Here is a 25,562-nt window from a genome sequence, read left to right on the forward strand (position 1 = left end):
CCTGTTTCCCTGTCTGTGGCACGGGGTACTCTTCTTCCTATGCGGGGGAGCAAAGGGGCTACATCCCGCTATTGCAGGATGTAGGGGAAAAGTTCATGTCGATCGAGCCACTTAGCTGGGGACGTGGGTCAACGCCGCAAGGTGCTGGGCTGCCCACGCCGACCTCCGGGGTTCCGGAGGGCCAGCAATGGTCCATGCCTGCACGAAGCGCCAACCTCGACGCCGTCCGCACCGCCCTGACCAGCGAAAACTCCCTCGGCGTTGTCATCACCGGTGCAAGGGGAGTGGGCAAGTCCTCCCTGGCCCGGGCAGCAGTGGCAGACCTGGGTCCCGATATCTGGTCGCTGCAGCTCCGGAGCGGGCCCTCTGGCTCCACCACCCCCTACGGCTGCCTGTCGTTCCTGCTGGCGCGGCTGCCGCAGGCCTACATGGGCTCGCCCACTGCAATCCTGCGCGGCATCACTTCGCTGATCCGCAGCGACGCCGCCGGAAGGCCATGCGTCATTACGCTGGACACGTCCACCAGTATTGATGACATGAGCGCAGGCGTCCTGTTGAACGTCCTGCTGACGGGGACGGCGAAGATTGTAGCCGTCGCCCCCAATTCCAGCGACTTGCCGGCGGACTTCCACTGGCTGCTGACGGAACGGAAGCTCACCGAAGTGCGGCTCAGCAACCTCAACGAGCTGCAGACCAGGCAGGTCCTGCTGTCCCTGCTGGGTCACCGCGTCGCGTCCTCCCTGGTCAGCACCTACCACCAGATGGTGGGTGGGAATCCGTTGCTGCTCAAAGCCCTGGTCACCGAACAGCAGCACTCCGGGAACCTGGTCCTGTCGGATTCCGTCTGGACGCTGCGGGACAAAGTAGTGCTTGACGGTGCTGCCAGCCTTGATGACATCGTCCGCTCACGCTGGTCACGGGAAACACCGGAAACCCGGGAAGTCATTGAGATGCTCTCCTGCGCCCGCAGGGTGGAGTTGTCCGGCCTTACCGCTATTTACGGCGCGGATGTGGTTGCGGACATGGAAGACGGCGGACTGCTGGAGATCGACGACTCCGAGCACCGCTGGGTGTCGCTGCGGGAGAAATATATCGGCGACGTGGTCCGGACCTGGCTGAGCATTTCCCGGCGCCGGGAGCTTCGCAACGTGCTGCTGGGCGGCCGGGAGCCGGATCCGGCAACCATGACGGTGGAAGAACTGATGTCCTTTGCCGCCTGGACCCACGAGTGCGAGGCCCAACTGGCCCCGGCGCTGGCGTTGGCTGCGGCCCAGGCCGCGGTCCAGCTCTTCGATCCGCGTTTTGCCTTGACCTACGCGGAGATGCTCCAGCGGACCGACGCCGGGTGGGCATCCGCGCAGCGGCAAAAGGCAGCGGCGTACCTTCAGTTGGACATGCCGGTCCAGGCCCTTTCCGCCCTGGAAGATATTTCCCGGCCCGAACTGGAAGCCCTGGATCTCGAGGAGTACGCCCAGGTAGTCGCCGCCAAAGCGCGGGTCATGCTCTTCATCCCCGAGCAGGCGGGCAAGGTCCCGGAACTGCTCGCCTCCGCCCGGGAACGGTTGGACAGGACGGCCCCGCACTCTCCCTGGCCCGCGCCCGCAGCGGTGGCAGGGAACCGCATCACCTTGAGTGAATTCGAATACCACGCCCATACGGGCGATTATGCTGCCATGATTCCCGCCCTGGAACGGGCGGCCGATCCTGCCGGCAACCCGGACGCCGCGTACCGGCTCCAGTCCGCTATCACCCTGATGAGCGCCCTCGCGCTGACTGGGCGCGAAATGGACGCGCTGGGACTCATGCGCCAACTCGGCGGCCAACTCACTGACGCCTCGCACATCGTTGGCCTCCGCGAGCGCTACGTCAGGGAGGCCTACTTCGTCCTGCTGGTGGCTGGCCAGTGGCGGCGCTGCATAGACCTCCTGAGCCCCTTCAGTTCGGGGCAGCCCCACCGGCTGCCGTACCGCAGCGCCGCCACCGAGCTCGCTGCCGGGGTGGCCTTTGCTTTTTCCGGCCGCGGCGAGGCCGCTTTGGAGCCGTTGATCTCCGCCGCCGCCCAGCTGGAACTCCAGCCGGTCCAGGCGGCGCTGAGAACCGCGTACGCGGCCACGGCTCTGGCGTATGCCCAGACCGGCAACGCCGCGTTTGCCCGCAAGTACCTCACCAAACTGCAACGGACATCCGGCAGGGCAGGGTTTGCCACGGAGGCCATCATTGAATTCTGCGCGTTGGCCGCCGGGCGCTGGCTTGGCGATTCGGAGGCGGCGGCGGCCTTGAAACAAGGGGCCCGCAAGAACCTGGAGGCGGGCAGGCACACTGTCGCTGGCATCTACCTGCTGGCAGCAACAGTGAACGGCAGCGACACAGACTTCCGCCTTCTAGAGGACATCGCCGGTCACCGGCAAGGCCCATTAGCTGAAGTCTCACGGCTGATCGCAGTCGGAAGCAGGACAAAGGATGCCAAGGCCCTCCTTGCCGGCGGGGAAATCGCAGCCACGCTCGAACTCGATGCCGTGGAAGCCCGGTGCATGGCACTGGCGGTGGACTTCGCCCGCCATGAGGGGGACGCGCTCTCGGCAAGGACGGCACAGGCGCGGCTGGACATCCTGGCCGCCACCGTGTCCAACCTGCCCATCGTGCCCAGCAGCGGGAGCCCGTTGCTGACCAGCCGGGAACGGCAGATTGCCCGGATGGCCGGCCGCGGCGCCTCAAACCGTGACATCGCCATGGAAATGGGCGTGTCAGTCCGCACTGTGGAAGGCCACCTGTACCAGGTCTTCACCAAGCTCGGCGTGACCTCAAGGGGTGATCTGACTGGACTCGTCTAATGGCCACAAGCCGCCGGCTGCGCACCGGCTCCTTACCGGCCGCCGTGAGCCGGTGGACCGGATCTGCAACCTGGTCCGGAGCGGCACCCACCAGGCCGTATTCATCATGGCCGGGCCGGGCATTGGAAAGTCGGCCGTGACTGACGCGGTCACGGAGCGCCTTGCCGGGAGCATGAACATCCTGCGTATCCATGCCAGCTCGGCCCTGGCAGGGGTGCCCTTCGGGGTCCTGACCCCTTACACGGGGGAACTCACTGCTGAGGAATCCGTCTCACCCGTGGCAGTGCTCCGTTCGATGTGGTCATACTTCGAGAAGCTGAAGGGCGGCAAAGGTGCGGCTGTCCTGCTTGCAGTCGATGACGCCCACCATCTGGATGACGCCTCCGCGGGCGTGTTGGCAGAAGTGATTTCCGCCGGGTGGGCAACAGTGATCGCCGCCGCCCGGCCCCGGCCTGGCCTGCCACAGCCGCTTGACCAGCTCTGGTACGACGGTCTTGCCGAGCGGGTGGACCTCCGGCCCCTCAACCGCGAACAGATCGAGGACGTCCTGGCCCACGTCCTCGACGGGACCGTCCCCGGAGCAACAGTGGATGCCATCTGGAACGCGTCGGGAGGCAACCCCCGAATGCTGGATGCCCTGCTCCATGACTCCGCCGAAGCCGGCGTCCTCGCCAAGCGGAACGGAATCTGGATGCTGCTGGCCCCCCTGCCCTCGGATGGGGCACGGCTCGCAGGAGTGGTGGCCAAAGACCACCTCCGGCGGGGGCCGGAGGAACTGGAAGCCCTGAAACTCATCGCCCTGGCCGGGCCGGTGGGCCGAAAAGTCATCGAGGACATCAGTGGAGCAGCAGTGGTCCGTTCACTGTTGGACCAGCAGATGATCGTGGAAGCCCCCGGCATCCCGTCCGAGCTTTCCATGTGGAACGGGCTCTTTGCAGGCGCCATCAGGAATACCGTCTCTGTCTCCCGCAGCCTCCAGCTGCTGGAGAAGGTCAACGCCCACCAGAATCCTGCCCTGCTGCAGGGGGAGGGCAGGCTGCGGTCCGTGGAGTGGGCCCTGGAGTGCGGCGTCCGGGTCAGTGACGAGGAGATGCTGGCGGCAGCCAAAGAGGCCCTGCTGAGGTTCCATAATCATGGTGCGCGTTCCATCGCCGCCCGCATCCACCATCCGCCGCTGGTTCCGCTGGCCCAGGCCATCCAGGCCCGGGCGCTATATAACGAAGGTGCCTATTCCGAGGCGGCGGCCCTCCTGGACGCATGCTGGCTTCCGCTGGCACAGGACACCGATGGGCCGGCGGTCCTGCTGCTCCGGGTCTCCGCACACCAGGCCCTTGGCCACCCCCTTGGCGTGGTGGCGGAGGACGTCGAAAAGCACTTCGCATCTTCCGGCAGCGAACGGAGCTGGCAGGAAGAGCTCCTGCACCTCCTGCAGTTGGGGGCTGAGGTGAATGTCCAGGCCTTGAACGACGTAGTAAACGATATGCGCAGGCGCCGCACGGGGTCCGGCGGAGAGCCGCTGCGCGCCCTGGCCGAGGGGCTCCTGGCGCATGCCCTTGCTTCCGCGGGACGCCCGGTCCAGGGCTTGGAGGCAGCCCTGCTGGCAGCCTCGGAACTTCCCCCGCTGGAAGGCAGCCTGTTCTTTTTCCCTGAGTTCGTGCTGGGACGGCTGGTCTCCGCTTACCTGGCCATGGGTGAGTGGGAATCGGCTGAACGGGAGATTAACCACTACGCCGCCGGAAATCCGGCTGCTGCGGCCACCTTCAACGGGAGCCTCCAACTGCTCCACGGCTACTCGCTGCTGCGGCAGGGGAGAATGGAGCGGGCGTACCAGGTGCTGTTGCCTGCGGTGGAGGCGCTGAGGCGCAACGATCCGCTTCAGTTGTACCGTTTTGGCACAGCACTGGGCTTCTACGCTGCTGCCAGGCTCGGGGATACGGAACAGGCAAAACGCCTGGAGCAGGATCACAAGGACGCCGGCGCCGGCTGGCCGGCCCATGATCTCCTTGCCGAAGCCTACGTGGCCGCAGCCGCGGAATATCTGGCCCGTGACGGCAAGGGGCTCGCCGCCCTGCAGACGCTGATGACCACCACTGAGGCTTCCGCGCGTACCGGAAACCTCCTTGAAGTCTTTGCCATGTGCTGGGACCTCGGGGACCCCTCGGTGGTCCCCATGGTGCAGGCAGCCGCCCGCGGAGTGGAAGGCCGTTGGGCGGAAGCGCTGTTGACCCTGGCCACCGCCTGGGAAGACGCCGACGGCGACGCCCTCATGGCAACGGCTGCCTCGCTGGAGGAGGCAGGCTTTGTCAACATGGCCCGTGAAGCGTATGCCCGTGCCAGCACGGTACTGGAGCAGGCCGGCGAACGCCGCCGGTCACGGCAGGCCGTTGCCCAGCGCGAAAAGTGCGACCACGAACTGGGTGAACGGTTCCGTGAAGGCCGGTTCATTGCGGCGGCGCCTGCCGTCCGCCTCACCCGGCGGGAACAGGACATAGTGGAACTGGCCGTGCAGGGGCTGACTGACCGGGAGATCGCGCAGCGGCTGATGGTCTCCGTCCGGACAGTGGAAGGCCACCTGTACCGCACCTACGTCAAGCTCGGGGTCCGCAGCCGCGATGAGCTGGAGTCGGCCCTGCCCAAGTAGGTTTCGTACCGGGCGCCCGCGCCCGGTCCTTCCACGCCCGGTCCTTCCGCGAGCGGCTGTGCGCCGCCCAAGCGCGCCGTCGGCCGCCCGCTTCCCGTCCGCCGTCGACCGCCTGGCATACAGTGCTGCCCTGATCAGTGCCGCCCCGACCCGTGCTGCAGTGCATGCTTCCCGGCGTTCGGCCTCGACGGCATGGCGCGTACGAGCACCACGCACCGGTAGTGCTCCCCGGGGGATTCGAGTACTTCCTACTCGTGTACGGGAGGACGCCACGGGCTTTACTTAAGGAGGCAAAGCAAAGCGGCCGGCAGGACGCCGCGGAGCAGCCGAACAGGACATTGAGGCCCTCTCAACTTCCGGTCCTTCAGGGCCGGACATAGACGGGGTCGGCGACGTCAGAGTCTTCTGAGACCGAGACTCTCCCCCCAGCCGTCGCCGGCCCTCTGCTCCCTCGGCTGAAGCCCGGGGCAGCGGTGGCGGCTGCCCCTCCCGGGCGGCCGCCACAGCCGTGTGTGGGACAATTGGGTGTCAGACATTGGCAGCCCAAGGAGTTCGTTTTGGCCGTAGTATCAACGCCAGCCACACTGGAACGTGCCGTACCTGTCATGGATAACGCCGAGGTGCTGCGTATCCGCAACGACTTCCCGGTCCTCAACCAACTGGTCAACGGGCAGCCGCTGGTCTACCTCGACTCCGGAGCCACGTCGCAGAACCCCATGAGCGTCATCGAAGCTGAGCAGGAGTTCTACGAGCAGCGCAACGCCGCCGTGCACCGGGGCGCCCACCATCTTGCGGTGGAGGCTACCGAAGTCTTCGAAGATGCCCGGCAAACCATCGCCGACTTCATCGGTGCGGACTATGCGGAAACCATCTGGACGTCAAACGCCACGGAGGGATTGAACCTCCTGTCCTATGCGCTGTCCAATGCCGGTCTATGGGCCGCCCAGGGGCGCGGCGATGAGGCGCTCCGGGGACTTGCCCTGAAGCCTGGTGACGAAATCGTGGTGACCGAAATGGAGCACCACGCCAACCTGATCCCATGGCAGGAACTGGCATTCCGCACCGGTGCCACGCTCCGCTACATTCCCATTGAGGACAACGGCAGCCTCCGCATGGAGCAGGCCGCGGCGATCATCGGACGGCGTACCAAGGTCCTGGCATTCACCCAAGCTTCCAACGTCCTGGGAATTATCAACCCGGTGCGGGAGCTGACGGCCCTGGGGCATGCCGCGGGCGCCCTGGTAGTCCTGGATGCCTGCCAGTCGGCGCCGCACCTGCCCTTGGATGTCAAGGAGCTCGACGTCGACTTCGCGGTCTTCTCCGGCCACAAGATGCTTGCCCCCACGGGGATCGGAGTGCTGTACGGCCGGCAGGAGCTCATGGACATCCTGCCGCCGTTCCTGACGGGCGGATCCATGATCACCACCGTCACCATGGAGCGGGCCGAGTACCTTCCGGCGCCCCAGCGTTTCGAGGCCGGGACCCAGCGCATCTCCCAAGCGGTAGCCCTCGCCGCCGCCGCCAACTACCTGACCGAAACCGGGCTGGACCGCATCCACCGGTGGGAGGCCGAACTGGGCCAGCGCATGGTTGAGGGGTTGGAAAGCATTCCCGGTATCAGGGTCCTGGGCCCGGCCGCCGGAAAGGACCGGATCGGCCTTGCCGCGTTCGACGTCGAAGGTGTCCATGCCCATGACGTGGGGCAGTTCCTGGACTCCCGGGGCATTGCCGTCCGCGTGGGGCACCACTGCGCCCAGCCCCTGCACCGAAGGCTGGGCCTGACGGCCACCACCCGTGCCAGCGCCTACCTCTACAACACCACCGACGACGTGGACCGCTTCCTTGAAGCCGTGGCCGGCGTCCGGGCCTACTTCCGCGCCTAGCGGAGAAGACGAAAGGTGACACCATGAGCCTCGACCAGCTGTACCAGCAGATCATCCTGGACCATTCCAAGGCCCGCCACGGCAGCGGGCTCGCCGCTACTGAGGCGCCCGAAGGCACGTCCACGGGGCAGTCACACCAGCTCAACCCGGTGTGCGGGGACGAAGTGACCCTCCGGCTTGCCGTCCAGGAGGGGAAAGTGGCCCAGATCGCCTGGGACGGTGCCGGCTGCTCCATTTCCATGGCCTCCGCGTCCGTCCTCACTGATCTCGCAGAGGGCATGACAGTGGCCGAACTGCACGAAGTCATCGACAGCTTCCGGGAAGTGCTGCGCTCGCGGGGAAAGGTCCACGCCGATCCCGAACTGCTGGGCGATGCGGCAGCGTTCGAGGGAGTGGCCCGCTACGCGGCCCGGGTCAAGTGCGCCATGATCTCCTGGGTCGCCGCTGAGGACGCCCTCAACCAGGCGGCCTGAGCCGGACAGCAAACAGCCCGGGCCTTTCTCCAGCAGGAGGAAGGCCCGGGCTGTTTCGTGCGGAAAAACGCGTGAGTTAGGCCAGGTCAGCCCAGCAGGCCGAGGACGCCGATCACGGCGGTGGCGAGCCCGAGCACCATGGAGATGCCCACCAGCACCACATGCACGGTCAGGAACTTAGTTGCCTTGCCGCCTGCATCGCGGGCCCGCGGGTCCTTCATCACCCGGCGCAGGAACTGCGGCCAGACCGCCAGTGACCAGACGCCGGCGATGACGAGGACCAGTGCGGCGAAGACGGGAAGCTGCATGGGGCTAGTGGCTTTCCAGCCAGGCCTGCGCCTGTGCGGCCTGCAGGTTCAGTGCCTTGGCCACCATGGGCTCGGCGGCGTCGGCGATCTTTCCGCCCAGGAACGGTACGGAGGACTTTACGGCGCCTTCAAGCTCCACGCGGGTTCCGCCGGCGTCGGCCACCAGCCGCTGGACGGCGGTGACGTCCACGGGGGCCCCGGCGATCTTCAGCGAGATGTTGCTCTGGCGGGAACCGTCTGCCGCGGGGGCATCCCAGTTCTCCACCTGGGTCACCTTGAGGTGCTCACCGACAAACTTCCGGGCGATTTCGGGCAGCCGCGTGGTGGGAAGGGTGCGCACGGAGGTGGTGTTGAAGGCCCCGGCGATGTCACCGTCCACGGTGAAGGACTCCAGGCTGCCGCCCACCAGCTGGCTGATGTGGCGCTGGAAGTCCTCGTTCACCAGCACAGCGGCAACGCTGTCAACGGAGTGCGGAAGGGTGGTGGTTGCGCTCAGCGCCATGGGTCCTCCTGGGACGTGGGGAAAGGATTTACGCCTCAAACATCCTACGGGGTGGCGGCCGCGGGCTCCGCATCGGCCAGTTTCCGGGCCGTCGCGGTGATGTTGCGGGCCATGGCCGGGAAGATCAGGCTGTGGAACGGGAGGACGGCGAGCCAGTACAGCCGGCCGCTCAGGCCTTTGGGGAAGAAAATGGCGCGTTGCCGGTAGCGGCTGCCCGCGCCGTCGGGCTCCACGGAGAGCTCAAGCCACGCACGTCCCGGTGCCCGCATTTCGGCGCGCAGCCGGAGCAAGCTGCCGCGCTCGATCCGCTCCACACGCCACCAGTCCACCACCTCACCGGTAGCCAGGGTGTGGGGGTGCCGGCGCCCGCGCAGCAGCCCGGCGCCGCCCGTCAGTTTGTCCAGCCAGCCCCGGACCTGCCAGGCCAGCGGCAGCGAGTACCAGCCGTTGCGTCCGCCAATGCCCTCGATGACCGTCCACACGTGGGCCGGGTCAACATCGCCGTGGAACGTCCGTTCGTCGATGTAGACCTTGTGCCCGGCCCAGTCGGGGTCGCTTGGCAGCGGATCGGAGTCGGCGCCGGCATTGGCCCACGTGGTCTCCACCTGGCCGTCGCGTTCCTTGCCCAGTGCCAGGGCCACGGCTGTGCGGTAGGTGGTGAGGCCGCCGTCGGGCTGTGGAATGTACTGGTCGACGTCGTGCTCGTTGGACACCGCGTCATGCTGCAGCGACTGGACCAGGGGCACGGCCATGGCGAGGGGAATGGGTGTGGTCAGCGCCACCCACATGCCTGCCAGCTTGGGTGCCGGTACGGGCAGCGCCAGGACCACCCGGTGGGGCAGTCCTGCCTCCGCGGCATACTCCTTCATCATTCCCGCGTAGGTCAGCACCTGCCGGCAGCCGATGTCGAAGGTCCGGTTGATGGCGCCCTCCAGCGAAGCGGCGGACACCAGGTAGTACAGCACGTCGCGCACGGCGATGGCCTCGATCCTGTTGCGCACCCAGCTGGGCGCCGGCATCAGCGGCAGCGTTTCGGAGAGGTGGCGGATCATTTCGAAGGACGCCGAGCCCGAACCGATCACTACGCCAGCCTGGAAGACGACGGCGTCCACCGGGCTGTCCAGGAACACCTTGCCCACCGCCTCCCGGGACCGCATGTGGGTGGAGAGCTCCACGTCCTGCGGGTGGAGGCCGCCCAGGTAGACGATCCGGTGGACGCCCGCGGCGGCTGCAGCGTCCGCTGCGGTCCTGGCCATGGCCTTTTCCTTCGCTTCAAACCCCGCCCCCGCCGCCATCGAATGCACCAGGTAGTAGAAGACGTCGACGCCGGCCAGGGCTTCCCGGAGGGCGTCCCCGTCGTCGAGGCTGCTTTGCACGACGTCCACTTTGTCGCGCCACGGGACACCGGCGATCTTCTCGGGGGAGCGGACCAGCACTTTCACCCTGTGCCCTGCTTCCAGCAGTTTCGGAACCAGGCGGCCGCCGATGTAGCCGGTGGCGCCGGTAACGAGGACGGTCCGAGGTGTTGGCTGGGCATTCATCGCGGTCATGCTGGCTCCTGTTCGTCCTGGCCCATTGTTCGACATTGGTGGTTCGGAGCGGCGGAGCGTCCGGACGGCTGTTCCAACCCGTCCGGGCGCCGCTCCGCCAATGGGCCGGCCCTGCCAGCCTAGGCCTGTGGTTGCCGCCCTGCCATGTCGCTGGCGCGCGGTAGGCTGGGAGTACCCGGGATTCGCAGCGAATTTCGGGTTTTCGCGTTGCCTGCTTGTCTTCGAGAAACACCACAGGAGCTTCTGCCATGAGTCTTCCCGGCCAGTCCGCCGCCGGCACAGTCAGCACATCCCCGTCGCTGGACGGACTGCGCCGTGCCCTGGAGCCGGACCGGACGTTCGCCCGCGTCCGTGCCGAGGCCGCCAGGGGCTTTGCCGTCCGCGGGCAGGATTACCAGATCAGCGCTCCTGCCGGCCTGCGCCCCGCCCTGCTGGCGGAGATGGCGGACGGGCTCGCGGCCGCCGTGGCGGAACAGGCTGACGCCGGGGGGCCTGGCGTCGTGCTTGCCGTCACCGCCACCGGCCGGGAGGCGGAGGACCTGTCCGCAGCCCTGCGCGCCTACCTGCCCGCGGATTCGGTGGCGGAGTTCCCCAGCTGGGAGACCCTCCCGCATGAGCGGCTTTCGCCGCGTTCTGACACCGTGGGCCGGCGGCTGTCCGTACTGCGCCGGCTGGCACATCCGGAAAGTTCGACGGCGGCCCGGCTGCGCGTCGTCGTCGCGCCCGTTCGCGCCGTGGTCCAGCCCGTGGTGGCCGGCCTTGGCGATTTGGTTCCCGTCACGCTGACAGTGGGCCAGGACGTTCCGTTCACCAGCGTGGTGAAGAGGCTCGCGGACGCCGCTTACGCCCGGGTGGACATGGTCACCCACCGCGGCGAGTTCGCTGTCCGTGGCGGCATCATTGACGTCTTCCCGCCCACGGAAGACCACCCGATCCGCGTGGAGTTCTTCGGGGACGAGGTGGACCAAATGCGCTGGTTCGCCGTCGCCGACCAGCGCTCGCTGTCCGCTCCGGGCATCCACCACCCCACCGAGCTGCACGCCCCGCCGTGCCGCGAAATCCTCATCACCCCCTCCGTGATGTCCCGCGCGGCGACTTTGAAGGCGCAGCTTCCGGCCGCCGCGGACATGCTGGAGAAGATTGCCGGCGGCATCGCGGTGGAAGGCATGGAATCCCTGGCGCCGGTCCTGGTGGACGCCATGGTGCCGTTCGTGGACCAGCTGCCGGCCGATTCCATCGCAGTGGTGATTGAACCGGAGAAGGTGCGCACCCGCGCCCATGACCTCGCTGCCACCAACGAGGAGTTCCTCGAGGCGGCGTGGTCCACCGCGTCCGACGGCGGCTCGGCACCGTTGGACCTCAGCTCCCAGGCGTCCGCGGCGCTTCATTCGGCGAGCTTCCGCTCGCTGGCCGAAACCCGCTCGTCGTCCCTGGCACACGGGGTGTCCTGGTGGTCAATCACCTCCCTGGCCCAGGATACGGAACTGCTGCCCGAGATCGACGTCCTGAACCTGCACGCCCGGGAGCCCCGCGGCTACCAGGGCGATGTTGCCGAGATGATGGACTTCATCGGCTCGCACGTCCGGGACCAGTGGCGGATCGTGGTGGCCACCGAAGGCCCGGGGCCGGCACAGCGCCTGGCGGAACTCTTCCACGAGAACGACATCCCCTGCGCCCGCGTGGACAGCCTGGACCACGAGCCCCAGGCGGGCATCATCGAGGTGACCACTGCCGCCGTCGGCCGTGGCTTTGTCCTGGACGGCCTCAAACTGGGCCTGCTCACCGAAGCCGACCTGTTGGGCCGTACCTCCGCCGGGTCCACCAAGGACATGCGGCGGATGCCCTCCAAGCGGCGCAACGCCGTGGACCCCCTGCAGCTGGTGGCGGGGGACCATGTGGTCCACGAACAGCACGGCATCGGCCGGTTCGTGGAACTCATCCAGCGCAAGGTTGCCGGCGGCGGCGACGGCGTCCGGGAATACCTGGTCCTGGAGTACGCGCCGGCCAAGCGCGGCGCCCCCGGCGACCGGTTGTTCGTCCCCACGGACCAGCTGGACCAGGTGACCCGCTACGTGGGCGGCGACGCCCCGGTCCTGAGCAAGATGGGCGGCGCCGACTGGGCCAGCACCAAGTCCAAGGCGCGCAAGGCCGTCAAGGAGATCGCCGGCGAGCTGATCCGGCTGTATTCGGCCCGCATGGCCTCCCGCGGGCACGCGTTCGGCCCCGACACCCCTTGGCAGCGCGAGCTCGAGGAAGCCTTCCCGTACGTTGAAACCCCGGACCAGCTGACCACCATCAACGAGGTCAAGGCCGACATGGAGCGGGAAATCCCCATGGACCGGCTGGTCTCCGGCGACGTGGGCTACGGCAAGACCGAAATTGCGGTCCGCGCTGCGTTCAAGGCGGTGCAGGACGGCAAGCAGGTGGCCGTCCTGGTACCCACCACGCTGCTGGCCCAGCAGCACTACGAGACCTTCACCGAGCGGTTCTCCGGCTTCCCCCTGCGCGTGAAGCCGCTGTCCCGCTTCCAGTCCGCCAAGGAGTCCAAGGAAACCGCCGAGGGCGTCAAGAGCGGCGCCGTGGACGTGGTGATCGGCACCCACCGGCTGCTGTCCAAGGACTTCGAGTTCAAGGACCTCGGCCTGGTGATCGTGGATGAGGAACAGCGCTTCGGCGTCGAACACAAGGAGGCGCTGAAGAAGATGCGCACCAACGTGGACGTCCTGGCCATGAGTGCGACGCCGATCCCGCGCACCCTGGAGATGTCGCTGACCGGCATCCGGGAGACCTCCACCCTGGCTACCCCACCGGAGGAGCGGCACCCGGTGCTGACCTATGTCGGGCCCTACACGGACAAGCAGACCTCCGCGGCGATCCGGCGAGAGCTGATGCGCGAGGGGCAGGTCTTCTTCGTCCACAACCGCGTCTCCACGATCGAACGCACCGCCGCGAAGATCCGCGAGCTGGTGCCCGAGGCCCGCGTGGAGGTGGCGCACGGCAGGATGTCCGAGAGCCGGCTGGAACAGATCATCGTGGACTTCTGGGAGAAGCGCTTCGATGTGCTGGTCTGCACCACCATCATCGAGACCGGCCTGGACATCTCCAACGCCAACACACTGATCGTCGACGGCGCGGACAAGTATGGCCTGTCCCAGCTGCACCAGCTCCGGGGCCGTGTTGGCCGTGGCCGGGAACGTGCCTACGCATACTTCCTTTATCCCTCGGAAAAGCCGCTGGGTGAGGTGGCACTGGAGCGGCTCAAAGCCGTCGCGGCGCACAACGAACTGGGCGCCGGCATGCAGCTGGCCATGAAGGACCTGGAGATCCGCGGCGCCGGAAACCTGCTGGGCGGGGAACAGTCCGGCCACATCCAGAGGGTGGGCTTCGACCTGTACATCCGCCTGGTGGGCGAGGCCGTGGCGGACTTCCGTGGCGAGGCCGAGGAGAAGGCTGCGGAGATGAAGATCGAGCTGCCCGTCAACGCGCACCTGCCGCACGACTACGTCCCCGGTGAACGCCTCCGGCTGGAGGCCTACCGGAAGCTCGCCGCCGCCCTCACCAACGAATCCATCGATGAGGTCCAGGCGGAGTTGGTGGACCGCTACGGCGAGCTGCCGTTGCCTGCCCGGAACCTGGTGGAAGTGGCACGGTTCCGGGTAGCCGCGCGCGAGGCCGGCCTGTCCGACGTGGCGCTGCAGGGCAACTTCATCAAGTTCTCCCCGGCATCGCTCCCGGAGTCCAAGACCATGCGGCTGAACCGGATGTACCCGGGATCGCAGTCCAAGCCTGCCCTGGACGCCATCCTCATTCCCAAGCCCAAGACAGCACGGATCGGCGGCCGGGACCTCCAGGATGCCGAGATCCTGGAATGGGCCAACGGCGTCATCCGCAACATCTTTTCCGATGCCCCGCTGGCGGTGAGCTAGGACTTGATGGGAGGACACCACGCCGCGTCAGGAGCCGCGGCGTGGGTAGCTGTTGCGTCCACCGGCCCGTACACCCTGGGCTGGTACCCGCTGGATCCTACGGGCATCCTCATCGGCGGCATGGCCACGGCCGGCACCGCGCTGGTCTGTGACTGGGACCACCGGGCCAGCACCGTGGCCCATTCGCTGCCGCCGCTGTCCAACATGGTGGCGCGCGGCATTGAAAACGCCAGCGGTGGCCACCGGCAGGGCACGCACTCCATCCTTGGGGCGGCGTTCTTCGTGTTCCTGGCCGGCCTGGCATCGCAGGTACACATGGACACTGGCTGGGGACGGCTGTCCGTCGGCGCCGGGCTGCTGTGCATGTTCCTGATCAACATCGCGGCGAAGGCACTGAAGCTGTTCCCCAAAAACGGCTTCGTCTCCAACTGGATTTTCGCCCTGGTGATGGCCGGCCTGGTCACCGTCTATGCGCCGGAGCAGTGGACATGGCTGCCCACATCGATGCTGATCGGGGTGGTGGTGCACATCGTGGGCGACCTCATCACCACCGGGGGAGTGCCGCTGCTGTGGCCGCTGGTGCTCCGGCCGCCGAAAACGCTGCGCCGGCTGCCCCTGCTGCGGAATGTATGGCGGGCCAATGGCGCCTTGTCCATACCCCTGCTGGGCCGGGCCGGTTCCAAGCGGGAATGGCTGGTGCTGATTCCGGTGAGCGCCTACGCCATGGTGGGCCTGTCCATGGCCGGCTGGGCCATCGCCCAACACCACTGGGGACGCGTGGCGGCAGCCGCGGGGGCATGGATCCGGCTCTGGTTCTAGCGGCCAGCAACTCCTGCAGGCAGCAAAAGAAGGGACCCCGGACAAAGTCCGGGGTCCCTACTGTTGCTGCTGTTGATGGGGCCTTTAGTGCTCACCGGCTGAGTCGGAGCGGCCGAAGATCGTCTGGGGAATCCAGAACGCGAGACCGAACAGGACCAGGCAGACGGCCATGGGCCACGGGTTGCCCAGGCTGAGGAAGGACAGCGAGTAGATGGCACCCAGGAACAGGGCGAAGCAGATCACGAAAAGCACGATGCTGCCGCCGAGCTTGTTCTCGTTCTGCGGGGTCCGGACGTAGTCCTGGTTCGACGCCGGGTCTTTGCTGGATGCGTTGATCTGGCTGGACATGTGTTCCTCCTCGGCCCCGCGGGGCTTGATCTGTGGCGGCTTCCGGCCAAGGTCAGTAAGCGGCTGAACCCTGTTCGCCCTTGACAATGGCGATTCCGGAGCTGGCACCAATTCGTGTTGCACCTGCTGCAATCATAGCCTGAGCGTCCGCCAGGGACCGTACGCCGCCGGAGGCCTTGACGCCAAGGTCCGGACCTACGGTTTTGCGCATCAGTGCCACGTCTTCGACTGTGGCGCCGCCGCCGTTGAATCCCGTGGAAGTCTTCACGAAGTCGGCTCCGGCCTCCACGGCAGCCTGGCACGCGAGCACCTTCTGCCCGTCCGTCAGGAGGGCTGTTTCGATGATGACCTTCAGGATGGCGCCGCCCGCGTGCACGGTCTCGGCCACGGCGGCGATGTCCTCTGCCAGGGCGCCCTTGTCGCCGGCCCGTGCGGCAGCAATGTTGATGACCATATCCACCTCTTGCGCACCGTCCAGTACTGCGCCGCGGGCTTCGAACGACTTCACGTCCGTGGGGGTCGCCCCCAGGGGGAAGCCCACCACGGAGCAGGTGAGGACGCCCGAGCCCCGTAGCGCCGTGGAGACGGTCTTGACCCAGATGGGGTTGACGCACACCGACTTGAACCCGTACTCGGATGCCTCGGCGCAGACCTTCAGCACGTCAGCTTCCGAGGCTTCGGGCTTGAGCCATGTGTGGTCAATATAGGAGGCGATGTTCGCGGGGCCGGCCGGATCCGCCGTGCCTGCGTGAACGGTGGCTTCGTTGCTCATAATGGTCCTCTCGAAGGGCCTTGTGGGCCCGGCGTTGACTCGGTTTCGGGAACCATCTTGTCACAGTGGACCGGACCGCAGCAGGCCCCAGCGCAGGAGCGCCCGCAGCGGGGCTTGGCCGCTCAGGCCGCCTCCAGGAGCGGTGCCGCCGAAACCGCGGTCAGCAGCTGCGTGGCACAGGCGCCAGCGGCCGAAGCGGCCGCCACCAGCAGCCCCAGCCGGACGCCGTCGAACGCTGCCGCGTCCCCAATCGCCCAGATTCCCGGGACGGAGGTGCGGTAGTCGCGGCTGATCACGATGCCACCCCCGGCTGCCGTCTGCAGGCCCGCGCTTGCGGCCAGGCCGTCGCGGGAGACCCGCTCCTCGGCCAGGACAACCAGGTCACCGGTCATGCTGCTGCCATCTTCAAAGACCACCGCGGATGCGGCCCGGGACGCGGGTTGGCCGGATACGACCGCAGGGATGATGGCGGACGGCCGGGCAGTGGTGCGGATGGGCCGCACGCCCTTGGCGCGCAGGACCGCTTCGGCCTGTCCGGCCGTGGCACCGGTGCCCACCAGGATCCCCACCGGGCGCCGCCCCAACTCGCGGGCCACCTTCTGCACGTCCTTCGCTATCCGCGGTGCGTCGTCGATTGTGGCGTAGCGCAGGCACTGGGCGGCGCCGTCCACGGGCTTGGTCACGGGGCCGGAGCCGGTGGCGATGACCAGCTGGTCGTACGCGAACTCCATGCCATCGGCCGTTGCCACCGTGCGGTTGACGGCGTCGATGTTGCTGGCTGGCTGGCCAAAGCGTACGGAAACCTGGGGCAGCATGGCCAGCTCAAGCAGTTCGCCGGGGGTGTCATCCCGGTTGCTCAGCACGGTGATGGTGCCGGTGAACCGGGCCCGGTCCAGCTGCGCCACCAGGGCCTGCGCGGCTGGGCCCGCGCCGGCGATGACAATGCGGGTTGCGGCGGAGTTGGACGGGGAGGGTGCCGGAGCGGACATGTGCTGGCCCTTTCGCTGGCGGCCGGAAGTGGCCGGAACTTCGTGATGGAACCCAGCGTAGGCTCGCGGTTTTTCCGGGGTGTTTCCCCCCAGTTGCTGTTTAAAGGCTCCGCGTTCGCCAGTATTTACCGGCCGGTAACAGAACCCGTGACGCACCTCTCATCCGGCAGCCGGCAGACACATTGGACGTTTCCCTGCACGTCAGACGCGGATCCGGTACCCGCGCTTGACCACCGTCTCAATGAGCTTGCCGTCCGGCAGCGAGGACCGCAGGCGGCTCACGGTCATATCCAGCGCGTGGACGGAGCCGCGCAGTTCCAGCAGTTCGGACAGCGATTCGCGGGACAGGACCGCGCCGCCCGCGCCGAGCAGGGCACGCAGGAGCAGCAGGGGAGCTGGCGCCAGCTCCACCTGCCGGCCGTCGATGCGCAGGCTGCGGCCCCGAAGCTCGATGCTCCCCGAGCGCGTCTCCAACCGCCGGACATGGTTCAGCGCCAGGTGCTCGCACACCAGCCGGATGAGGGCGCCCATCCGGAACCGCTCCGGGATCAGCGGCGTTATCCCGGCGTCGAGCAGGGGCTGCGCCGTCACGGGGCCCACCACGGCGGTGGTGACGTTCAGCTTCAGGCTCTCCACCAGCTGCTTGTAGAGCCCCATCTCATGGGCAGTGCTCCACATCGCGTCCACCGCGGGCGCGCTGGTGAAGGTCAGGACATCCAGGTTCCCCGTGCAGGCGGCGTCGATCAACCGCGGAAGCTTGTCCTCGCCGTCGGGCTTGACCCAGCGGTAGGGCGTGACGGTCAGGACAGTGGCACCGGACATCCGCAGGCGTTCGATCTGCCGGACGTCGGTGTAGCCGTGCAGCTGCATGGCGACGGTCTTGCCCCGGACGCCTTCAGCAAGCAGCATGTCCACCAGCGTGGAGGTGGTTTCGTCGCTGCTGATGCCGACGTCGGCCAGGCCGGCGGCGCGCACGGCGCCGCGGGCTTTGGGTCCCCGGACGAACATCCGGGTGTTTCCCAATGTTTCCAGCAGTTCGTCACCGATCCCGAAGGAGTCTGCGGCCTCGCACCACCGGCGCATGCCGTACGCGGTGGTGGCGATGCAGAGGTCGGGTTTGGCAGCGATGATGGCCCGCGTGTCCTCGATAAGGCGCATGTCCTCCTGGACCGGGGCGATCTTCAAGGCCGGGGCGTGCAGCACTTCAGCACCGCGGCGCTCCAGGGCCTCGATCAGGTCGCGGGAGCGCCGGTCCGAGGTGACGCCGATCCGGAATCCCTCCAGCGGCGACTCCGCGGCATCGGTGGATTCTTCAGCCTGGGTTGGTTCGGGCCGGGGCTGTTCAACCGGTGCAAGTGCAGTCATGGGGGTCAATCCTTTCATGATCCCAGCAGCGAGGCCGCCAGCCGGTCCAGGTCGGCGGCTCCGGCGTGCTGCCGGTTGGCTTCAGCCACCCTCACCACCTCGCCGATCACCAGCACGGCCGGGTTGCTGCAGCCGGCAGCAGCAGCGGTGATGGTGCCCAGGTCGGCGATGGTGGTGCGCTGGCCGGGCCGGTATCCCCGTTCCACCACGGCCATGGGCATGTCCGGCCGCATTCCGGCGCGGCGCAGTCCCGCAGCGAGCTGGTGGAGGGTGCCGATGCCCATCAGCACCACGATGGTGCCGCCCAGCCCGGCCAGGTGGTGGTGCTCTTTTTCGGTGAGCGGGGCGTGCCCGGAGACCACCGTGAACATGTGGCTGACTTCCCGGTGGGTGACCGGGATTCCCGCGGCGGCCGGCACTGAAATGGCGCTGGTGACGCCGGATACCACCTGCACCTTGATGCCTGCGGCCACACAGGCCGCTACTTCCTCGCCGCCGCGGCCAAAGACGTAAGGGTCCCCGCCCTTGAGGCGGACCACATTGTTGCCGGCCAGCGCACTTTCAACCATCAGTTTTTCGATGTCCGACTGGCTGACCTTGTGGTGGCCGGGCTTCTTTCCCACGTCCACCAATTCCGCGGAGGTCAGCAGCGGCAGCTCCTGGTACGGGGCCAGCCGGTCATAAAACACCACGTCCGCATCCCGCAGCACCTTGAGGGCCGCCACGGTGAGCAGGTCGCTGGTGCCCGGGCCGCCGCCCACCAGGGTGACGTGGCCGGCGGGGCCGGCGGCAGGTTCGGCGGCGACGGGAATGCCGGCCTCCCGGCACCGGTCCAGGAGGGGGGCCCAACCGGGCTGGCCATCCTCGACGGCGGCAACCAGGAACAGCTGCTCCGGGAGTTCGACAGACTGGACGCTGCCGGGGCTGGCAAGGCGATGGACGACGGCGCCCGCGGCTTCGTAGCGACGCACCGCCTGCCGCGCGGCAGTGGAGGTGCCGGTCACCAGGACGTTCCGGCCGGTGAGGTCGATACTGAGCTGCATGGTTATGCCTCGTTTCCGTTGGGTTCCGTCGTGGCCGTGCGGACCGGGATGGAGGCGCCGATCAGGACTTTCCCCTTTTCCTCCGGGGTGGCGGGACGCATCTGGCCGCGCTGGTCCGGGACGAAGGTGATGGAGTCGTCCTTCTGGTCCGGGGCGTTGACGAAGGAGCGGAACCGGCGCAGGCGCTCAGGGTCCTTCAGGGTGTCGGCCCACTCGTCGATGTAGGTGTCCACATGCTTGGCCATGGCGGCCTCGAGGTCGGCTGCGATGCCCAGGGTGTCCTTGACCACCACATCCTCCACGTGCTTGATGCCGCCGTCGAGCTCTTCCTGCCAGCGGGCCGTGCGCTGCAGGCGGTCGGCGGTGCGGATGTAGTACATGAAGTACCTGTCGATGTACTTGATCAGCGTCTCGTCATCCAGGTCCTTGGCCAGAAGCTGGGCGTGGGCCGGGGTGGCTCCGCCGTTGCCGCCCACATAGAGGTTCCAGCCGTCGGCGGTGGCGATCACGCCCACGTCCTTGCCGCGGGCCTCGGCGCATTCCCGGGCGCAGCCGGAGACGCCCATCTTGAGCTTGTGCGGGCTCCGCAGGCCGCGGTAGCGCAGTTCCAGCTGGATGGCCATGGCCACCGAGTCCTGGACACCGAACCGGCACCAGGTGGACCCGACGCAGGACTTCACGGTGCGCAGGCTCTTGCCGTAGGCCTGGCCGGACTCGAAGCCGGCATCCACCAGTTCCTTCCAGATCTCGGGGAGCTGCTCCAGGCGGGCACCGAACATGTCAATCCGCTGGCCGCCGGTGATCTTGGTATACAGGTTGTACTTCTCCGCCACCGCCGCGATCACGCCGAGCTTCTTGGGCGTGATTTCCCCGCCGGCGATGCGGGGGACCACCGAGTAGGTGCCGTCCTTCTGCATGTTGGCCAGCGCGCGGTCGTTGGTGTCCTGCAGGGTGCCGCGGCCGGCGTCCAGCACATAGGCGCTGTTCTGGCTGGCCAGGATGTTGGCGACGGTGGGCTTGCAGATGTCGCAGCCGGCGCCGGTCCCGTACTTGGCCATGATCTCCTCGAAGGAGGTCAATTCCAGGACGCGGATGGCGTCGAACAGTTCCTGGCGGGACAGCTCGATGTGCTCGCACAGGGCCTTGGAGACCTCGACGCCGGACTTGGTCAGCTCGGTTTCCAGCAGCTTCTTCAGCATTGGCACGCAGGAGCCGCACTGGGTGCCGGCCCGGGTGCAGCCCTTCAGCTCGCCCAACTCCTGGACGGGGGCGTTGCCCTCGCAGGTGCCGCAGCCGTTGATCGTGTCGCGGATGGTGCCCGCGGTGACGTTGTTGCAGGAGCACAAGGTGGCGTCGTCGGGGAGCTCTGTTTCGGGAGCTTCGCCGCCGCCTGCAGCACTGAGGAAGGCGCCGGGCTCGGCGGGCAGCTCGCGGCCCAGGAGCGGGCGCAGGCTCATGTAGGGGGACGCGTCGCCCACAAAAATGCCGCCCAGAAGGGTCTTGGCGTCGTCGGTGGTCACGACCTTCTGGTACACGCCGCGGGCGGGGTCGGCGTAGACAATTTCCAGGGCGTGCTCGGTCCTGGCAAAGGCATCGCCGAAGCTGGCCACGTCCACCCCGGACAGTTTCAGTTTGGTGGCCGTGTCGAAGCCGGGGAAGGTGGCGTCGCCGCCGTGGAGCCGGTCAGCCACGATCTCGGCCATCGTGTTGGCGGGGGCCACCAGGCCCAGGCACATGCCGCCGAAGTTGGCCACTTCACCGATGGCCCAGATGCCCGGTACCTCTGTGGCGCAGAAGTCGTTGATCACCACGCCGCCGCGCGGGCCCAGGCTGAACAGCTGCTCTTCGCCCTCGGCGGCGCGGAAGAGCTCGTCGCGGGGCCTGACGCCGACGGCGACGATCACCAGGTCGGCCGGAATGATGCGTCCGTCCGCCATCAGCACGCCGGTGACCTGGCCGTCGTCGTCCGCCAAAATTTCGGAAGGGAACACGCCGCCGTGGACTTCGAAGCCCTTCGCTTCGATGAGGCGGCCCAGGGCCTGGCCGGCGCCCTCGTCCAGTTGGGTGTTCATCAGCCAGGGAGCCCCGTTGATGACCACGGGGGTGGCGCCGAGCTGCTCGGTGCCGGCGGCGGATTCAAGGCCCAGGAGCCCGCCGCCGATGGTCACGGCGTTGATCTTGCGGCCAAGCTTTTCGGTGAGCTCGGCAATGGCCTTGTTGATGGCCCACACGTCCTCGAGGGTGCGGTAGACGTGGGCATGCTGTGCACCGGGAATAGGCAGGCGCACGGCATCGGAGCCCGTGGCCACCACCAGTTCGTCATATTCGTAGGCGTGCCCCGCAGCGGTTTCCACCGTCTTCGCCTCTGCGTTGATGCTGACCACGCGTTCGCCGGTCTTCAGGACCAGCGAGCCGTGGTCCCACATTGAGGCGGTGCCCAGGGTGAGGTCCACTCCGGCATCGGTGAGGGCCTTGGAGAGCGCCACCCGGTCGTAGGGGAGGTGGGCTTCCTCGGTGAGGACCGTGACATGCCAGCCGTCGAGGCCGCGGGCATGCATGGCGTCCGCAAAACGGTGGGCCGCAGGGCCGCCGCCGGCGACGACGATGCGGCGCGGAATCTCGGTGCTTGAAGTCTGTTCGGTCACTGTGGGCCTTTCGCATGGGCCGCAGACGGTGCTCTGCAGCTTGTGCCTCCAGCCTAGGAAAGGGCAGTTTCGCCTCAGTTTCCCATTTGTTTCGTCAACTTAACTTCTGCATCACGAACGCATTTCCGCCCACGTTAGGTCTCTTTTACCCGCCGGACACATTCACCGCACCCCGTTGAAACACCCGGACCCTAGCGTGGGACACGGCCGCAAAAGCAGCCATTGCAGGGGACAACAGGCACCGATCAACAGGCACAGGGAAAGGAGCCGGACATGACGGCAACACTTGAACTCGGGGCGCTCGCCGCCGAATCAGACATCGCAGGATTCGGGACCGGCTGGCGCCGTGTCTGCGCGGTGGACGATCTTGAACCAGCATGGGGCGAGGCCGCCTTGGTGGCAGGCCGCCAGGTGGCGCTTTTCCGCACCGGCCCCAGTGAAGTCTTCGCCGTGGCGCATCAGGACCCGGCCACCGGAGCCCACGTCATGGCCCGTGGCATCCTCGGTTCCAGGGGGACCCGCCCCACCGTAGCCTCGCCGCTGCACAAGGAGGTCTATGACCTCGAGACCGGCGAGTGCTTCACCGCGGCAGGCTTGCGGCTGGAAGCGTTCAGGACCCGTGTCAGGGACGGCTTCGTCGAGGTGGAGCTCTGACGCCCACGACTCACTAGGGCACGACACAAACAGGGGCACGACACAAACAGCGGCACGACACAAAAAGGGGCGCCGGGCTTTCAAAAGCCGCGGCGCCCCTTTTCACGCTTAAACCGTTTACAGGCCCAGCGCTTCGCTGACGTCGTGCAGGACCTCGTCCAGCGATGCCCGCGCGGCCTGCCGTGTGGCCGGCAGCTCCGCGGCCGAGCCAACCTGGTGGATGACCTCCAGGTAGCACTTGAGCTTGGGCTCCGTCCCGCTGGGGCGGATGATGACGCGGGTCAGGTTCCGGGTGATGTAGAGCAAGCCCTCCGTGGGCGGCAGCTGGGCACTCCCTGCGGCCAGGTCCGTGAAGACCTCCACCGCTGACTGCCCAAACGACTCCGGCGGCGAAACCCGGAGGCGGTTCATCATGGCGTCCAGCAGGCCCAGGTCCGCAACCCTGATGCTCAGCTGGTCGCTGGCGTGCAGGCCGTGCTGAAGGTACAGCTCGTCCAGCGTGTCGAAAACCGTCTTGCCCGCTGCTTTGGCCGTGGCTGCGAGTTCGGCGATCAGGACCGCGGCGGAAATGCCGTCCTTGTCCTTCACCTGATCCGGAGCGACGCAGTATCCCAGCGCCTCCTCGTAGCCGTAGACCAACCCGGGAACCCGGGAAATCCATTTGAACCCGGTCAAAGTTTCCTCGTGGTCGAGTCCGGCGGCGGCGGCGATGCGCGCCAGCAGCCGTGAGGAAACAATCGAATTGGCGAACACACGCCGGCCGTCAGCCTCCGCGACGGAGTCGCCGTCTGCGAGCCGGGCCACCATGTGGGCGCCCAGCAGGGAACCCACTTCGTCGCCGCGGAGCATGCGCCACGCCCCGGTGTCGGGGTCCTTCGCTGCCACCGCAGCCCTGTCGGCGTCGGGGTCATTGGCGATGACGAGGTCGGCGTCGAGCCGTGCCGCTGCTTCCAGGGCAAGGTCCAGCGCACCGGGTTCCTCCGGGTTGGGGAAACTGACGGTAGGGAAATCGGGGTCCGGATCGGCCTGCTCGGCCACCACGGTGACATCCGTGAAACCTGCCGACTTCAGTACTTCCAGCGCCGTGCCCCCGCCAACGCCGTGGAGCGGGGTCAGGACAATCCGAAGGTCGCGTGCCGGAAAACGCTCCGGCATGGCGAGTGCCGCCGTCGCCCGCTGGTAGTCGGCAGCGAGCGAGCCGTCCAGGACAGTCCAGCCATCCGCGGCCAGTTGGATCGATTCCAGCGGCCCCACAGCGCTGATTCGTGCGGCGATTTCGGCGTCGTACGGCGCCACGATCTGGGCACCGTCGCCGTCCGCCGGCACGGCGTGCCGCCCCAGGTACACCTTGTACCCGTTGTCCTGCGGCGGGTTGTGGCTGGCAGTGACCATGACGCCGCCGTCGCAGTCCAGGGCGCGGACAGCGTAGGCCAGCAGGGGAGTGGGGAGGGGTGCGGGCAGCAGGAACGTCTCGATGCCGGCCGCAGTGAAGATCGCCGCCGTTTCCGCTGCAAAGACATTCGAGTTATGCCGGGCGTCATAGCCGACGACGGCGCGCGGCCGGGTACCCGAAGCAGCCTTGGCCACGGCATCGACAAGGAACGCGGCGAGTCCCGCGGCGGCGCGGCGGACCACCACCCGGTTCATCCGGTTGGGCCCGGGGCCCAGCGCGGCCCGCAGTCCCGCGGTGCCGAACTGCAGCGTGCCGCGGAAGCTGTCTTCCAGTTCCTGCCGGGCCGCGGGATCGCCATCCTCCACAAGCCGGACAAGCTCCAGGAGCGACGCCGTCGTTGCGGGATCCGGGTCTTGGGCAGCCCATTCGCGGGCCTCGGTGAGCAGGCGAAGTTCGGCATCGGAAGACGTCATGGGCATAACGCTATCGTCATTGCCCGTCCACATGACGCACCGAGGGCGCCTGACCCGCTACAGCCGGGCGATGATGTCAGCCAGCAGCCGGGAAATACGTGGCCCCGCTGCCTGGCCGGATTCAATGACTTCCTGGTGGCTGAGCGGCTGGGGACTGATGCCCGCTGCAAGGTTGGTGACCAGCGAAATGCCGAACACTTCCATGCCGGCGTGCCGCCCGGCGATGGCCTCCAGCGCCGTTGACATGCCGATGAGGTCCGCACCGATCCGCTTGGCGTACTGCACCTCAGCCGGCGTCTCATAGTGGGGGCCAGGGAATTGTGCGTAAACGCCCTCGTCCAGGGTGGGGTCCACTTCGCGGGCCAGCCCGCGGATCCGCGGGGAGTACAGGTCCGTCAGGTCCACGAAGGTGGCGCCTTCCAGCGGAGAGGTGGCGGTGAGGTTGATGTGGTCCCGGATCAGGACCGGCGTGCCGGGGGCCCAGTCCTCGTTTAGGCCGCCGCAGCCGTTGGTGAGGACCAGGGTGCTGCACCCCGCCGCGGCGGCGGTGCGGACACCGTGCACCACGGCACGGACGCCCTTGCCCTCGTAGTAGTGGGTCCGGGCGCCCAGGACCAGGGCGCGTTTTCCCTCCTTGGTCAGCACGGAGCGGATGGTGCCGACGTGGCCCTCCACGGCTGGGGCGTGGAAGCCGGGAACCTCCTCGGCGGACAGCGTGGCGGTGGTCTCGCCGATCAGGTCCGCCGCCTCGCCCCACCCGGAGCCGAGAACCAGCGCGGTGTCATGGCGGTCCACTCCAGTCTCTTCCGCAATGTAGTCCGCGGCGGCGCGGGCGGCGGCAAACGGGTCCGTGTTCAGGAAGTCTGTTGTACTCACCAGTACAAGTTATCCTGCCTCCCATGTTGCCCCGGTCACGGCAGGCCCGGAAAGCGCCCTGGTTTCTTGGT

The 25,562-nt window shown here is 67.5% G+C and carries 18 protein-coding genes; 7 read left to right on the forward strand and 11 right to left on the reverse strand.

Going from position 1 to position 25,562, the window contains the following annotated elements:
- The first annotated feature begins 194 nt into the window (after positions 1 to 194).
- The 4 genes from J7I84_RS03745 (at position 195) to sufU (ending at position 7,828) form a co-directional block, all read left to right on the forward strand.
- Positions 195 to 2,831 (forward strand): LuxR C-terminal-related transcriptional regulator, encoded by a 2,637-nt coding sequence (locus J7I84_RS03745; RefSeq protein WP_251046015.1) that lies wholly within the window; start codon positions 195 to 197, stop codon positions 2,829 to 2,831.
- A 136-nt stretch (positions 2,832 to 2,967) separates the two neighbouring features.
- Positions 2,968 to 5,472 carry a LuxR C-terminal-related transcriptional regulator gene (locus J7I84_RS03750; protein WP_311381057.1) on the forward strand — a complete coding sequence of 835 codons (2,505 nt, stop codon included), beginning with the start codon at positions 2,968 to 2,970 and terminating at the stop codon, positions 5,470 to 5,472.
- Between the two features lie 557 nt (positions 5,473 to 6,029).
- Entirely contained in the window at positions 6,030 to 7,355 is a 1,326-nt protein-coding gene (locus J7I84_RS03755; protein WP_214940776.1) for a SufS family cysteine desulfurase, read from the forward strand.
- A gap of 23 nt (positions 7,356 to 7,378) precedes the next feature.
- Entirely contained in the window at positions 7,379 to 7,828 is a 450-nt protein-coding gene (sufU, locus tag J7I84_RS03760; protein WP_159632488.1) for a Fe-S cluster assembly sulfur transfer protein SufU, read from the forward strand.
- Positions 7,829 to 7,914: 86 nt separating this feature from the next.
- Here the strand turns inward: sufU and J7I84_RS03765 are convergent, their stop codons facing one another.
- The 3 genes from J7I84_RS03765 to J7I84_RS03775 are packed head-to-tail and all read right to left on the reverse strand — an operon-like array spanning position 7,915 to position 10,188.
- Entirely contained in the window at positions 7,915 to 8,136 is a 222-nt protein-coding gene (locus J7I84_RS03765) for an SCO4848 family membrane protein (RefSeq protein WP_214940778.1), read from the reverse strand.
- A gap of 4 nt (positions 8,137 to 8,140) precedes the next feature.
- Positions 8,141 to 8,638: a DUF2505 domain-containing protein gene (locus tag J7I84_RS03770; RefSeq protein ID WP_214940781.1), complete on the reverse strand. Its 498-nt coding sequence runs from the start codon at positions 8,636 to 8,638 to the stop codon at positions 8,141 to 8,143.
- Positions 8,639 to 8,682: 44 nt separating this feature from the next.
- Positions 8,683 to 10,188 (reverse strand): SDR family oxidoreductase, encoded by a 1,506-nt coding sequence (locus tag J7I84_RS03775; protein WP_214940784.1) that lies wholly within the window; start codon positions 10,186 to 10,188, stop codon positions 8,683 to 8,685.
- A 248-nt stretch (positions 10,189 to 10,436) separates the two neighbouring features.
- On the opposite strand from J7I84_RS03775, the gene mfd reads away from it, so the two are divergent.
- Positions 10,437 to 14,114: a transcription-repair coupling factor gene (gene mfd, locus J7I84_RS03780; protein WP_214940786.1), complete on the forward strand. Its 3,678-nt coding sequence runs from the start codon at positions 10,437 to 10,439 to the stop codon at positions 14,112 to 14,114.
- A gap of 6 nt (positions 14,115 to 14,120) precedes the next feature.
- Entirely contained in the window at positions 14,121 to 14,933 is an 813-nt protein-coding gene (locus tag J7I84_RS03785) for a metal-dependent hydrolase (RefSeq protein ID WP_214940789.1), read from the forward strand.
- Positions 14,934 to 15,017: 84 nt separating this feature from the next.
- Here the strand turns inward: J7I84_RS03785 and J7I84_RS03790 are convergent, their stop codons facing one another.
- From J7I84_RS03790 to nirB, 6 genes are all read right to left on the reverse strand, one after another.
- Positions 15,018 to 15,281: a hypothetical protein gene (locus tag J7I84_RS03790; protein WP_214940791.1), complete on the reverse strand. Its 264-nt coding sequence runs from the start codon at positions 15,279 to 15,281 to the stop codon at positions 15,018 to 15,020.
- Between the two features lie 52 nt (positions 15,282 to 15,333).
- The gene (gene deoC, locus J7I84_RS03795) at positions 15,334 to 16,053 is read right to left on the reverse strand and encodes a deoxyribose-phosphate aldolase (protein WP_214940794.1); all 720 of its coding nucleotides are present in this window, start codon (positions 16,051 to 16,053) and stop codon (positions 15,334 to 15,336) included.
- Between the two features lie 122 nt (positions 16,054 to 16,175).
- A complete protein-coding gene (locus tag J7I84_RS03800; RefSeq protein ID WP_214940796.1) occupies positions 16,176 to 17,042 on the reverse strand; it encodes an FAD-dependent oxidoreductase in 867 nt (288 codons plus the stop codon).
- Positions 17,043 to 17,243: 201 nt separating this feature from the next.
- The gene (locus J7I84_RS03805; RefSeq protein ID WP_214940799.1) at positions 17,244 to 18,407 is read right to left on the reverse strand and encodes a uroporphyrinogen-III synthase; all 1,164 of its coding nucleotides are present in this window, start codon (positions 18,405 to 18,407) and stop codon (positions 17,244 to 17,246) included.
- 14 nt (positions 18,408 to 18,421) lie between these two features.
- On the reverse strand, positions 18,422 to 19,450 hold the full coding sequence (gene cobA, locus J7I84_RS03810) for a uroporphyrinogen-III C-methyltransferase (RefSeq protein ID WP_214940801.1): 1,029 nt from the start codon (positions 19,448 to 19,450) through the stop codon (positions 18,422 to 18,424).
- A 2-nt stretch (positions 19,451 to 19,452) separates the two neighbouring features.
- Positions 19,453 to 22,095 carry a nitrite reductase large subunit NirB gene (gene nirB, locus J7I84_RS03815; protein ID WP_214940803.1) on the reverse strand — a complete coding sequence of 881 codons (2,643 nt, stop codon included), beginning with the start codon at positions 22,093 to 22,095 and terminating at the stop codon, positions 19,453 to 19,455.
- A gap of 273 nt (positions 22,096 to 22,368) precedes the next feature.
- Between nirB and nirD the strand changes: the two genes are divergently transcribed.
- Entirely contained in the window at positions 22,369 to 22,749 is a 381-nt protein-coding gene (gene nirD, locus J7I84_RS03820; RefSeq protein ID WP_214940805.1) for a nitrite reductase small subunit NirD, read from the forward strand.
- A gap of 117 nt (positions 22,750 to 22,866) precedes the next feature.
- Here nirD and J7I84_RS03825 read toward each other — a convergent pair whose 3' ends face one another.
- Both J7I84_RS03825 and J7I84_RS03830 read right to left on the reverse strand, forming a co-directional pair.
- A complete protein-coding gene (locus J7I84_RS03825; RefSeq protein WP_214940807.1) occupies positions 22,867 to 24,615 on the reverse strand; it encodes a phospho-sugar mutase in 1,749 nt (582 codons plus the stop codon).
- A gap of 57 nt (positions 24,616 to 24,672) precedes the next feature.
- Complete coding sequence (locus tag J7I84_RS03830; protein WP_214940809.1) at positions 24,673 to 25,491, reverse strand: purine-nucleoside phosphorylase; 819 nt, start codon at positions 25,489 to 25,491, stop codon at positions 24,673 to 24,675.
- Positions 25,492 to 25,562 lie beyond the last annotated feature (71 nt).

Source organism: Arthrobacter sp. ISL-85, assembly GCF_018613675.1.
In the GTDB taxonomy this organism is placed as follows: domain Bacteria; phylum Actinomycetota; class Actinomycetes; order Actinomycetales; family Micrococcaceae; genus Arthrobacter.

Coding starts and splice junctions, on each gene's coding strand:
- J7I84_RS03745 (WP_251046015.1), top strand. CDS start 195: ATGCCTGCACGAAGCGCCAACCTCGACGCCGTCCGCACCGCCCTGACC.
- sufU (WP_159632488.1), top strand. CDS start 7,379: ATGAGCCTCGACCAGCTGTACCAGCAGATCATCCTGGACCATTCCAAG.
- J7I84_RS03765 (WP_214940778.1), bottom strand. CDS start 8,136: ATGCAGCTTCCCGTCTTCGCCGCACTGGTCCTCGTCATCGCCGGCGTC.
- J7I84_RS03770 (WP_214940781.1), bottom strand. CDS start 8,638: ATGGCGCTGAGCGCAACCACCACCCTTCCGCACTCCGTTGACAGCGTT.
- J7I84_RS03775 (WP_214940784.1), bottom strand. CDS start 10,188: ATGACCGCGATGAATGCCCAGCCAACACCTCGGACCGTCCTCGTTACC.
- mfd (WP_214940786.1), top strand. CDS start 10,437: ATGAGTCTTCCCGGCCAGTCCGCCGCCGGCACAGTCAGCACATCCCCG.
- J7I84_RS03785 (WP_214940789.1), top strand. CDS start 14,121: ATGGGAGGACACCACGCCGCGTCAGGAGCCGCGGCGTGGGTAGCTGTT.
- J7I84_RS03790 (WP_214940791.1), bottom strand. CDS start 15,281: ATGTCCAGCCAGATCAACGCATCCAGCAAAGACCCGGCGTCGAACCAG.
- deoC (WP_214940794.1), bottom strand. CDS start 16,053: ATGAGCAACGAAGCCACCGTTCACGCAGGCACGGCGGATCCGGCCGGC.
- J7I84_RS03800 (WP_214940796.1), bottom strand. CDS start 17,042: ATGTCCGCTCCGGCACCCTCCCCGTCCAACTCCGCCGCAACCCGCATT.
- J7I84_RS03805 (WP_214940799.1), bottom strand. CDS start 18,407: ATGACTGCACTTGCACCGGTTGAACAGCCCCGGCCCGAACCAACCCAG.
- cobA (WP_214940801.1), bottom strand. CDS start 19,450: ATGCAGCTCAGTATCGACCTCACCGGCCGGAACGTCCTGGTGACCGGC.
- nirD (WP_214940805.1), top strand. CDS start 22,369: ATGACGGCAACACTTGAACTCGGGGCGCTCGCCGCCGAATCAGACATC.
- J7I84_RS03825 (WP_214940807.1), bottom strand. CDS start 24,615: ATGACGTCTTCCGATGCCGAACTTCGCCTGCTCACCGAGGCCCGCGAA.